The 12,002-nt window shown below is 72.0% G+C and carries 8 protein-coding genes; 7 read left to right on the forward strand and 1 reads right to left on the reverse strand.

From position 1 onward, the window contains the following. The first annotated feature begins 132 nt into the window (after positions 1-132). From ACIBCT_RS07580 to sppA, 7 genes are all read left to right on the forward strand, one after another. On the forward strand, positions 133-624 hold the full coding sequence (locus ACIBCT_RS07580; RefSeq protein WP_399186558.1) for a GNAT family N-acetyltransferase: 492 nt from the start codon (positions 133-135) through the stop codon (positions 622-624). 206 nt (positions 625-830) lie between these two features. Then, positions 831-1,502 carry a hypothetical protein gene (locus tag ACIBCT_RS07585; RefSeq protein WP_399186559.1) on the forward strand — a complete coding sequence of 224 codons (672 nt, stop codon included), beginning with the start codon at positions 831-833 and terminating at the stop codon, positions 1,500-1,502. Between the two features lie 3 nt (positions 1,503-1,505). Next, on the forward strand, positions 1,506-2,813 hold the full coding sequence (locus tag ACIBCT_RS07590; RefSeq protein ID WP_399186560.1) for a copper amine oxidase: 1,308 nt from the start codon (positions 1,506-1,508) through the stop codon (positions 2,811-2,813). Positions 2,814-3,101: 288 nt separating this feature from the next. Continuing rightward, on the forward strand, positions 3,102-5,420 hold the full coding sequence (gene glgB / locus ACIBCT_RS07595) for a 1,4-alpha-glucan branching protein GlgB (RefSeq protein WP_399186561.1): 2,319 nt from the start codon (positions 3,102-3,104) through the stop codon (positions 5,418-5,420). A 326-nt stretch (positions 5,421-5,746) separates the two neighbouring features. Further along, positions 5,747-7,357: a glycosyl hydrolase family 18 protein gene (locus ACIBCT_RS07600; protein ID WP_399186562.1), complete on the forward strand. Its 1,611-nt coding sequence runs from the start codon at positions 5,747-5,749 to the stop codon at positions 7,355-7,357. 148 nt (positions 7,358-7,505) lie between these two features. Beyond that, positions 7,506-9,644: a S8 family peptidase gene (locus ACIBCT_RS07605; protein WP_399186563.1), complete on the forward strand. Its 2,139-nt coding sequence runs from the start codon at positions 7,506-7,508 to the stop codon at positions 9,642-9,644. A gap of 69 nt (positions 9,645-9,713) precedes the next feature. Further along, positions 9,714-11,414, forward strand: coding sequence for a signal peptide peptidase SppA (sppA, locus tag ACIBCT_RS07610; RefSeq protein ID WP_399186564.1), 1,701 nt, complete (start codon positions 9,714-9,716; stop codon positions 11,412-11,414). 95 nt (positions 11,415-11,509) lie between these two features. Here sppA and ACIBCT_RS07615 read toward each other — a convergent pair whose 3' ends face one another. Beyond that, complete coding sequence (locus tag ACIBCT_RS07615; protein ID WP_399186565.1) at positions 11,510-11,980, reverse strand: flavin reductase family protein; 471 nt, start codon at positions 11,978-11,980, stop codon at positions 11,510-11,512. Positions 11,981-12,002: the final 22 nt, after the last annotated feature.

Consider the following 12,002-nt stretch of genomic DNA (forward strand, 5'->3'; position numbering starts at 1 on the left):
CGATTAGCGGGCATCCGAAGATTGAGGAAAAAGACGACCGAATCATGTTCGGTCTCTGTTTTCGGTCCTGCCGCCGACCTTCGCCAAGCGCGGGTTCAGCCGGCGCCAAGGCCGGCGCGACAGGCTGCCCGCATGTCGTTCCTACCGAGAACCCACGAGATCCCCCCGGGCGTCCGGCACCGGCGGTTCCACATCCGGCCCATCACGGTGCACGACGCCGTACGCGACTTCGACGCCGTGATGAGCAGCGCCGCCCGGCTGCGGGAGCGCTTCCCCCTGGGAGGCGGCTGGCCGCTCGACGGCATGACGCTGGAGGAGAACCTGATCGACCTGGCCTGGCACCAGAAGGAGGCCCTGCTGCGCAGGTCGTTCAACTACGCGGTGACGAGCCCCGACGGGTCGCGCCTGCTCGGGTGCGTCTACGTCGAGCCGCCGGAGAAGCGCGGGGCCGACGCCGACGTGTCGTTCTGGGTGCGGGCCGACGAGGAGGGCACCGGCCTGGAGGAGGAACTGGAGGTCGCGGTCCGCGCCTGGCTCGCCGGCTCCTGGCCGTACACCGCGGTCCGCTGGCCGGGCCGGGACGTCTCCTGGGAGGAGTGGGACCTGCTCCCCGGCATGCCGTAGAACCGCCCGACCCGCCGGAAGCTTCCTGACATGTCGTGAAGGTCTCGCGGTATGCCGCGCAAGCGTCCGGGGTACCACGGAAGCGGATCGAGTGCGCAAACGCCGACGACAGCGACCAATGGCGCAATACCCCTTTCAAGCCGTCCCGACTTTCCTCGATCGCTACCCTTCGCAAGGGAATGTCAACGGTGAGTAAAGGGGCGCTGATGGGACGAAGGCTGATCGTCATGGCCGCCGGGGCGGGGGTGGTCGCCGCCGCCGGGGCGATACTGCTCGCCTCGGGCGAACAGGGGTCGCGGGCCGCCGGTTCCTCCGCGCGCCTGCCGGCGCTGGAGGACCCGCTGACCGGGCAGGAGGTGGCGCGGGCCGGCGCGATCGCGTCGGCGGGCTCCCGGTCGCACCTGGCCGCGGGCCGGACCAAGCTGCTCTACGTGGAGCGCGACGACGACAAGGACTCCGCGGGCCACCGCCGCGCCGACGCCTACCTGTACGACTACGGCGGCGACCGGCTCATCGTGCGGACCGTGGACCTCGGCCGGGGCACGGTCGTGCGGGAGACCGTGGCGCGGGGGGTGCAGCCGCCGCCGTCCAAGGAGGAGGAGAACACCGCGGCCGGGCTCCTGCTGGGAGACCGGGAGTACGCCAGGGGGCTGCGCGAGGCGTACGCCAAGGCCGGGGGCGGTCCGCTGCGGTCCGCGACGGCCCTGGGGCTGCGCGGGCTGATCTTCACCCCGTCCGGCGAGAGCGGGTCCGCGCGCGAGTGCGAGACCCACCGGTGCCTGCGGCTGTTCGTCCGGCTGCCCGACGGCACCTGGCTGGACACCAGCCGGATCGTCGTCGACCTGTCCGCCAAGAAGATCCACACCCTGGAGTGGTGACCGGTGTCCCTGCGCTTCCTGCTGTCCTGCGCCCTGCTCGCCGGGGTCCTCACCGCACCGGCCGCGCCGTCGGAGGCGACCGCCGCGACCACCGCGGCCACCGCGGCCACCGCGGCCACCGCGGCCACCGGACCACCGGGATCGGCCACCGCGGCGGCCACGACCGCCGGGCCGCCGGGATCGGCCGTCGCGTCCGGCCCGCCTCCGATGGCCGCCCCCGCGGGGGCGGTGCCCACCCCGCCTCCCGCGGCGCCGTGCAACGCGCCGTACCGGATCGACAAGACCCTGCCCAACGGGGCGCGCTGGCAGCTGTGCTGGGAGATGCGCAACGTCGAGGGGATGACCCTGAGCAGGATCGTCTACACCCCCCGGGGCCAGCGGGCGCTCACCGTGCTGCGCAGCACCTCGCTGGCCCAGATCCACGTCCCGTACGACCGGGGCCGCCCGCGCTACCACGACATCGGGTCGCTGGGGCACACCGCCGTCCCGCTGCGGGCCGCCGACTGCCCGCTCGGCGAGCGCCGCGAGCAGTTCGTCTGCGTGACGACCCGGGCCCGCGGCCACGCGCACCTCAAGGCGGTCCCCGACCGGCTGAACGTGACGGCCCAGGGCCGTGAGCTGGTGGTGTTCGCCGCCTTCCAGGTCGGCTGGTACACCTACCTCGCCGAGTGGGCCTTCGCCGACGACGGCGCGATCACCCCCCGGGTGGGGGCCACCGGGTCCCTCGCCGGGTTCACCACCACGCCGGAGTACGGCTGGCCGATCGGGGTGGGCGAGACGAAGTTCGAGGCCAGTCACACGCACAACGTCTTCTGGCGGCTGGACTTCGACGTGGCGGGACGGGCCGACGACGTGGTGGAGCAGTACGACTTCACCGGTTCCGGCACCGCGAACCGGCGGCTCTCCCGGACGGCGTTCACCACCGAGACCGCGACGGTGAGCAAGCCGATGCGCTGGTGGCGGGTGGTGGACCGCAAGGTGCGCAACGCCGACCGGCACCCCGTCTCCTGGGAGATCAACAACTCCGACAGCGCGCAGTACCGCGGCCCGGCGGACGAGGCCTTCACCCGGGCCGACCTCTACGTCACCGACTACCACGCCTGCGAGCGGCTGGCGACGGTCAACCCGTCCCCGCGGTGCGCCCGGTCCGTCGACCGCTACGTCAACGGGGAGCGGGTCGCCGACCCCGTCCTGTGGGTCAACGTCGGCTTCCACCACGTCCCGCGCGACGAGGACGCCGACCCGATGCCGAGCCACTGGCAGGGGTTCCGCATCACCCCGCGCGACGTCACCGCCAAGAACCCGTACTGAGTCCCCGCTGCCCCGGTCCCGAGGCCCGGGACCGGGCTCCACCCGGCGCCGCCGCCGAAACCCGTCCCCAGACCGCCCCGCCCGTCCGGAGCGTCCTCCCCGGAGTCGATCCATGATCGGATACGGTCGGCGGAAAGTGCTGGGACAGGCCCCGCACGACCCGTCATCGTGACTTTCACCTCACTCCCCTCCGCACGTTTTCCCGACGCGCATGGTGATAGCGGACAGGGGCATGGGTGGAGCACCCGAGTAGGGCAAGGTAGGGGCCAACGATCTACGGGAGTAAGCATGAACGCGCACCTGGACCTGGACCGGCTCGCGGGCGGAGCGCACCATGATCCGCACTCGATCCTCGGGTCCCATCCGGGTCCCGAGGGCGTGACGGTCCGGACGCTGCGGCCGATGGCGCAGCAGGTCCAGGTGCTCGTGGACGGCGAGGCCCACGACATGGAGCACGTCGCCCACGGCGTGTTCGCGGTGACGATCCCCGGCCTGGACAAGATCCCCGACTACCGGTTCCGGGTCTCCTACCCCGGTGCCGAGCCGTACGAGGCCCTCGACCCCTACCGGCACTGGCCCACGCTGGGCGAGGTGGACCTGCACCTCATCGGCGAGGGACGGCACGAGCGGCTCTGGGAGGTCCTCGGCGCCCGGGTCATCCGGCACGAGGACGTCGAGGGCACCGCCTTCGCGGTGTGGGCGCCCAACGCCCGCGGCGTCCGGGTCATCGGCGACTTCAACCACTGGGACGGCGTGGCGTACCCGATGCGCTCGCTCGGCAGGTCGGGCGTGTGGGAGCTGTTCGTCCCCGGGCTGGGCCCCGGCGACCGGTACAAGTTCAGCATCCTGGGCGCCGACGGGGTCTGGCGCGCCAAGGCCGACCCCATGGCCCGGCGCACCGAGCTGCCGCCCGCGACCGCCTCGATCATCGAGAGGTCGGAGTACGACTGGCACGACGAGGAGTGGATGCGGCGCCGGGCCGCGGGCGGCGCGACGCACGAGCCGATGAGCGTCTACGAGGTGCACCTCGGCTCGTGGCGTCCGGGCCTGTCGTACCGGGAGCTGGCCGTCCAGCTCGTCGAGTACGTGACGGAGATGGGCTTCACCCACGTGGAGCTCATGCCGGTGGCCGAGCACCCGTTCGGCGGCTCCTGGGGCTACCAGGTGACGTCCTACTACGCGCCGACGTCCCGGTTCGGCTCCCCCGACGACTTCCGCCACCTGGTCGACAGCCTGCACGCCGCGGGCATCGGCGTGCTGGTCGACTGGGTGCCCGCGCACTTCCCGATGGACGACTGGGCGCTGGCCCGGTTCGACGGCACTCCGCTGTACGAGCACGCCGACCCGGCGCGCGGCGAGCACCCGGAGTGGGGCACCTACATCTTCGACTTCGGCCGCCGGGAGGTGCGCAACTTCCTGGTCGCCAACGCGGTGTACTGGCTGCGCGAGTTCCACGTCGACGGGCTGCGGGTGGACGCGGTCGCCTCGATGCTCTACCTGGACTACTCGCGGCGCGAGGGCGAGTGGACGCCCAACGAGTACGGCGGCCGGGAGAACCTCGACGCCGTGGCGTTCCTCAAGGAGATGAACGCGGTCGCCTACCGCGAGGCGCCGGGCATCGTGACCATCGCCGAGGAGTCGACCGCGTGGCCGGGGGTCTCCCGCCCGGTCCACCTGGGCGGGCTCGGCTTCGGGTTCAAGTGGAACATGGGCTGGATGCACGACACCCTGGCCTACCTCAAGCACGAGCCGGTCTTCCGGCAGTACCACCACCACCAGATGACGTTCTCGCTGATGTACGCGTACTCGGAGAACTTCGTGCTGCCGCTGTCGCACGACGAGGTGGTGCACGGCAAGGGGTCGCTGCTCGGCAAGATGTCCGGTGACGAGTGGCAGCGGTTCGCGAACCTGCGCGCGCTCTACGCCTTCATGTGGGCGCACCCGGGCAAGCAGCTGCTGTTCATGGGGTGCGAGTTCGGCCAGGGCTCGGAGTGGTCTGAGGAGCGCGGCCTGGACTGGTGGGTGCTGGACTTCGACGGGCACCGGGGGGTGCAGCGGCTGGTCCGCGACCTGAACCGGGTCTACCGGGAGTCCCCGGCGCTGTGGAGCCTGGACACCTCCCCGGAGGGTTTCCGCTGGATCGACGCCGACGACGCGCTGGGCAACACGTTCTCCTTCCTGCGGTACGCCGAGGACGGCTCCGCGGTGGCCTGCGTGGCCAACTTCTCCGGCGCGACGCACCGGGACTACCGCCTCGGGCTGCCCTTCCCCGGCCGGTGGGAGGAGGTGCTCAACACCGACGCCTACGACTACGCGGGCAGCGGCGTGGGCAACCTCGGCAGCGTCGAGGCCGTCGAGGAGCCGCGTCACGGCCTGCCGTACTCCGCCTCGCTGAGCGTCCCGCCGCTGGGCGCCCTGTGGCTGCGCCACCCCGGGATGCCCGAGCCCGCCGTCGTGGAGGACGCGGCCGAGACCGCCGGGGTCGTGGAGCAGGGGACGGTCCTGGAGCGGACGGAGCAGGAGATGGCCGTGGAGCGGCTGGAGGCGGCGGCCGAACCGGCCCCCGCGCCCGCGCCGGTCACCGGACCGCCGGCCGGACCCGCCTGACCCGAGGTTCTCCCCGTCCGCAAGGATTTCGCGGGAACGGCCCCGGGCCGGTCGCACCCCGGTGCGACCGGCCCGTCCGCGTCCCCCGCCCGCCCCTTCTCCGTACCGGGCGCACGTCCTGCGGGCCGGTGCCCGCCCCGGCCTGTTCACGGACCGTCATCCCCGGCGGCATCGGCCCTTCTGTGCACCGCCAAAAACCTTAAATCGGCCTTATATCCGCGAACAAGGCATTGACCGTCGGTGCACCGGACACTTACGCTCTGGAAACTAATAGGAAACTTTCCTATGAATACGGGGGCTAGGCACTCTCTGACCTGGAGCGACCCTTGCGACGAATCACCATCGGCTCCTTCATCGCGGCGGCTGCGCTGCTGGTTCCACTGGGAATCGGCACCGCGACGGCCGCCACACCCGCCACCGCGACCTACTCGACCTCCTCGAACTGGGGCTCCGGCTTCGAGGGCAAGGTCGTCGTGAAGGCGGGGACGAGCGCGCTGACGAGCTGGAAGGTGGAGTTCGACCTCCCCTCCGGCACGTCCATCGGCTCGGCCTGGGACGCGGACCTGACGAAGAGCGGTAACCACTACACCTTCGTCAACAAGGCGTGGAACGGCGCCCTGGCCGCGGGCGCCTCGACGAGCTTCGGCTTCAACGGCACCGGAGGCGGAATCTCCGGCGTGCTGAACTGCAAGCTCAACGGCGCCCCCTGCAGCGGCGGCGGGACCACCGACCCGACCCCCACCCCGACGCCGACGGTCACCCCCACGGTGACCCCGACGCCGACCCCGACCCCGACGGTCACCCCGACCGTCCAGCCGCCCGGCGGCAAGAAGATCGTCGGTTACTTCACCCAGTGGGGCGTCTACGGCCGTAACTTCCACGTGAAGAACCTGGTCACCAACGGCTCCGCGGAGAAGCTGACGCACATCCTGTACGCCTTCGGCAACACCACCGGCGGCAGGTGCACGATCGGCGACTCCTACGCCGACTACGACAAGGCCTACACCGCCGACCAGAGCGTCGACGGCGTGGCCGACACCTGGGACCAGCCGCTGCGCGGCAACTTCAACCAGCTGCGCAAGCTGAAGAAGGCCTACCCGAACATCAAGGTCATCTGGTCCTTCGGCGGCTGGACCTGGTCCGGTGGCTTCACCCAGGCCGCGCAGAACCCGGCCGCGTTCGCCGACTCCTGCTACAACCTGGTCGAGGACCCGCGCTGGGCCGACGTGTTCGACGGCATCGACATCGACTGGGAGTACCCCAACGCCTGTGGCCTGACCTGTGACAACAGCGGTCCGGCGGCGTTCAAGAACATCATCTCCGCGCTGCGCTCCAAGTTCGGTTCCAGCGCCCTGATCACCGCGGCCACCACGGCCGACGGCTCCAACGGCGGCAAGATCGACGCCGCCGACTACGCCGGGGCCATCAACGACCTGAACTGGCTCATGCCGATGACGTACGACTACTTCGGCGCGTTCAACGCTCAGGGTCCGACCGCTCCGCACTCCCCGCTCACCTCCTATCCCGGCATCCCCCAGGCCGGCTTCAACTCCGACGCGGCGATCCAGAAGTTCAAGGCCAAGGGCATCCCGGCCAGCAAGCTGCTGCTGGGCATCGGCTTCTACGGCCGCGGCTGGACCGGCGTGACCCAGGCGGCTCCGGGCGGCAGCGCCACCGGCGCGGCCCAGGGCACCTACGAGGCCGGGATCGACGACTACAAGGTCCTCAAGACCAAGTGCCCGCCCACCGGCACCGTCGGCGGCACGGCGTACGCCTTCTGCAACGGCAACTGGTGGAGCTATGACACCCCCGCCACCATCGCCGGGAAGATGACCTACGCCAAGAACCAGGGTCTGGGCGGTGCGTTCTTCTGGGAGACCAGCGGCGACACCACCAACGGCGAACTCATCACCGCGATCGCCAACGGGCTCAAGTAACATTCCGACCACTCGACCCTCCGTGCGCGTCACGCCGCGGAGGGTCGAGCTTTTCTCCGAAGATCCTCTCAATTCACGGCAAGGTATTCACGCGGGACATACGTCTGCTTAGACTCCGAATCGCCTGTTTCATCCCCCCGGAGGACGCGTGCGACTTCGAGCTCTCGTGGCCATGGCGATGATCCTCAGCGTCGCTCCGGCGGTGCCCGCCCTCGCCGACGGCACACCGGCCCCTCCGGCCGCGTCGGCGAGCGCGACCTCCCCGCCACCCGTGACACCCCCGGACGGCGGGACGACGGGCACCACCGCCCCGCCCGCCGAGACCCCCTCCGACGGCGGCCCCCCTGCCGCCCTGCCGAAGCTGGAGGCCGGGCTGGCCGGCGACGGGCCGGCCGGCGACGACGACGGGACCCGGGTCATCGTCGAGCTGGCCGCTCCCGCCGAGGCGGCCCCGGTGGCCGGCCAGGCACGGTCGCTGCCCGACTCCGAGGTCGTCCTGGAACCGGCGGACACCTCGTTCATCGTGGTCGAGGCCACCGGTGAGTCCCTGGAGCGGCTGGCCGAGGACCCGCGCGTCCGCTCCATCCGGCGCGACCGCACCTACTCCGCCGTCTCCGCCGTCTCCCCGGGCTCGCGCACCTCCCTCGCGTCGGCCTCCGCCGCGGCCACGCTGGCCTCCAGCCTCCAGCTGATCGGCGCGGACAGGGCGCACGCCGCCGGTACCCGGGGACAGGGCCAGACGATCGCGATCATCGACACCGGGATCGACGCCGACCACCCCGACTTCGGGGGCAAGGTCGTGGAGCAGGCCTGCTTCTCCGCCACCGACGACGGCGCCCGGTCCCTGTGCCCCAACGGGCAGACCAGCGATCTCGGATCCGCCGACGCCGAGACCCCCGCCTGCGTGGACGGCCAGGTCAACCTGTGCGACCACGGAACCCACGTGGCCGGTATCGCCCACGCCGTCGCGCCGGACGCCGACATCGTGGCGCTCCAGGTCTTCAGCAGGGTCGACGACTGCGACGGCACCGGCGCGGCCTGCCTGACCGCCTTCGAGTCCACGATCCTGCTCGCCCTGGAGCACGTCGCGAGGCTCAAGGAAGGCGGCAGGAACGTCGCCGCGGTGAACATGAGCCTCGGCGGCGGCCTGTACGAGGGGGCGTGCGACGCCGAGCCCGAGCTGAGCGCGATGAAAGGCCGCGTCGACGACCTGCGCGCCAAGGGCGTGGCCGTCGTGGCCGCGGCCGGGAACGAGGGCGTCGCCGGAGCCGGGGCGCCCGGCTGCTTCTCCGGAGCGGTGACCGTGGGCGCGACGGGCGACGACGACGGCGTTCCCCCGTGGTCCAACCACGGCTCCGTGCTCGACCTGTTCGCCCCCGGCCTGGAGATCGAGTCCGCGGTGCCGGGCGGCGGCCACCAGGTCTACAGCGGCACCTCGATGTCCACCCCGTTCGTCACCGGCGCACTGGCGCTGGCGGCCCAGAAGGCCCCGGGGACCCCGGACGCGCTGGCCGAGGTGCTCACCAGGTCGGGCAGGCCGATCGTCCACGGCACGGTGACCACCCCGCGCCTCGACCTGAACGCCGCGCTCGCCGGGGGCACCCCCGGCTCCCCCGTCACCCCGCCCCCGCCCGCCGCCGACGACCCGGGCGGCCCCGGCGACCCCCCGTCCGACCCTCCCGCCGACGACCCCGGCACCGACCCCAGCCCGGAGCCGAGCTCGGGTCCCTCCCCGACGACCACGCCGGACGACCCGGCGCCCAGCCCGATCCCGCTGCCGACGGTGACGATCACCGTGACCGTGACCGTCCCCCCGCCCGGGGCGTCGGCGGGAGCGCCGGCGGTGTGCACCCGCGGCAGGTCCACGGGGACCGCAGGGACCGCAGGGACCCCGGGGACGACGAGGACGCTGACGGCCGCGCAGTGGGCGGCCGAGATGGGCCGGGGCAAGGGAAGGATCCCGGACGCGACGCTCGGCTGTTACCTCGGCCTGGTGGGCAAGGCCAGCAAGGTCTTCCCCGAGATCACCCGCGCCTCCGGCCCGGCGGCCGCGTACCGGGTGCTCGTCCCGGCGAAGAGGACCGCGCGGGCCGTGATGGAGCGAGAGCTGCTCGCCTCCTGGCTGAACTGGGCGAACGGCGCGGTGAACCTCACCACCACGATCAAGGGGAAGGCCACCCTGAAGGCCGTGCTGACCTCGGTGGAGAGGCAGCGCCTGAAGGGCTCCGCCCCGGCCGCGTCCACCTCGCTGCTGAGGAAGCAGGTGAACGCCCGCAGGCCCGCCTGAGCCCACCGCCTCACAGGTCGCCGCCGCCTGGCCGCGTAAGCCCGGTATGTGTCGCTTAGGGTGAAGAGCATGGACGCGACCAAGGTGATCATCGATTCCGTCGAGCGGTTCCGGCAGCGACGTACCGCTCCGCTGGTGCTTGAGCTCGACCTCACCGAGGGCCTCACCGACGGTCCTCCCTCCGATCCGCTCAGCGCGATCATGGCGATGCGCAAGACCAGCCTGACCGACGTGCTCTCCGGCCTGAAGCGGGCCAGGAAGGACGACCGGGTCAAGGCGCTGATCGTGAAGATCGGCACCCAGTCGCCGGGGCTGGCCGTCGTCCAGGAACTCCGCCAGGCGGTGAAGTACTTCCGGGACGCCGGCAAGCTGACCGTCGCCTTCGCCGAGAGCTTCGGCGAGCTCGGCGCGGGCACCGTCCCCTACTACCTGGCCAGCGGCTTCGAGCGGGTCTACCTGCAGCCCTCGGGCGACGTCGGGCTCACCGGCGTGGCGATGGAGCAGCGCTTCCTGCGGGGAGCGCTGGGCAAGCTCGGCGTCGAGTACCAGGTGGGCCAGCGGCACGAGTACAAGACGGCCGCCAACACCTTCACCCAGGACCACATGACCGAGGCCCACCGCGAGTCGATGAGCCGCATCACCGAGTCGGTCACCGAGCAGGTCGTCGCGGGCATCGCCGAGGGACGCGGCATCGACGCGGTCAGGGTGCGCGAGCTCATCGACCAGGGCCCGTTCATCGGCGCCGAGGCCCTGGAGGCCGGGCTCGTCGACCGGATGGCCTACCGCGACGAGGTCTACGACGAGGTCAAGAGCGCCGTCGGCGAGGACGCGATCCTGCAGTACGTCGGCCGCTACGCCAAGGCGCTGACCGCCAGGAAGCTCCCCCACCCCGGCGAGCAGACCGTCGCGCTGGTCCACGGCAGCGGCGCGATCCGGCTCGGCCGCAGCGGCCGCAGCCCGCTCGGGGGCGGTGGCGCGATGGGGTCCGACACCATCTGCGCCGCCCTGCGCGCGGCCCGCCGCGACGACAACGTCAAGGCCGTCGTCTTCCGCGTCGACAGCCCCGGTGGCTCGTACACGGCCTCCGACGCCATCTGGCGCGAGGTCGTGCTCACCCGCAAGGCGGGCAAGCCCATCGTGATCTCCATGGGGGACCTGGCCGCCTCCGGTGGCTACATGGTCTCGATGGCGGCCGACGCGATCGTGGCCCAGCCGGGCACGCTCACCGGCTCCATCGGCGTCTTCGGCGGCAAGGCGGTCATCAGCGGGCTGCTGGAGAAGATCGGCGTCTCCTCCGAGACCGTCGGCGAGGGCACCAACTCCGGCATGCTCTCCTCCACCAAGGGCTTCTCCGAGGCGCAGTGGGCGCGGATCAACGCCTGGCTCGACCGGGTCTACGACGACTTCGTGAACAAGGTCGCCGAGGGCCGCGGCCTGTCCCGCGAACGCGCCCACGAGCTGGCCAAGGGCCGGGTCTGGACCGGGGCCGACGCCCTGGAGCGGGGCCTGGTCGACGAGCTCGGCGGCCTGGAGGACGCCCTGTCCCTGGCCCGCAAGAAGGCCGGGCTGCCCGTGGACGCGCCGGTGCGCGCCTACCCGAAGCTGAGCCCGCTGGAGCGGCTGCGTCCCGCGGAGTCCAGCGAGGACAAGGCCGCGGCCCTGGCCCAGGTCCGCCTGGAGGCGTGGGGCCCGATCGCCCACCTGGCCGGCGAGCTGGGCCTGCCGTCGTACGGCCCGCTGATGCTGCCGGGCTGGTGGACGATCCGCTGACCCCCGGTCGCGCACCGGCGACGGCCGGACGACGGCCGCGGTACGGCCACGGGTGACCCGTGGCCGTACCGCGGCCGCTCCGGGACACCGGGCCGTCAGCGGTAGCGGCCCCGGTAGCGGGAGAGCGGCGTGACCGACGCGTCGACGTAGTCGACCCCGAGCACCTTCGCGATGAAGAGCGTGTGGTCCCCGGCCGGGACGACCGTGACCGTCTCGGCCTCCAGCGCGGCGACGCCCCCGTCCACCACCAGGGCCTCGCTCAGCCTCCCCCGGTGGTGCGGGGTCCCCGCGAGCAGCAGCCGTGCCCCCGGCCGTCCCGCCGTGGAGAACCGGCTGGCGATCGCCTTCTGCCCCGCCGACAGCACGCTGGCGGCCCAGCGGTCCTGCCGCAGCAGCAGCTCGTTGGGGTACCCCTCGTTGTCCAGGCTCACCATCACCAGCGGTGGATCCAGCGAGACCGAGGTGAAGGTGGCGACCGTGACCCCCACGTCGTCGCGGTCGTCCTTCACCGTGACGACCGTCACACCGGTCACCACCTGGGCCATGGCCTCGACGAAGTGGTTCATGCCCCCATCATCCCGGAGCCGG

The organism is Streptosporangium sp. NPDC050855, assembly GCF_044456585.1.
In the GTDB taxonomy this organism is placed as follows: Bacteria; Actinomycetota; Actinomycetes; order Streptosporangiales; family Streptosporangiaceae; genus Streptosporangium; species Streptosporangium longisporum.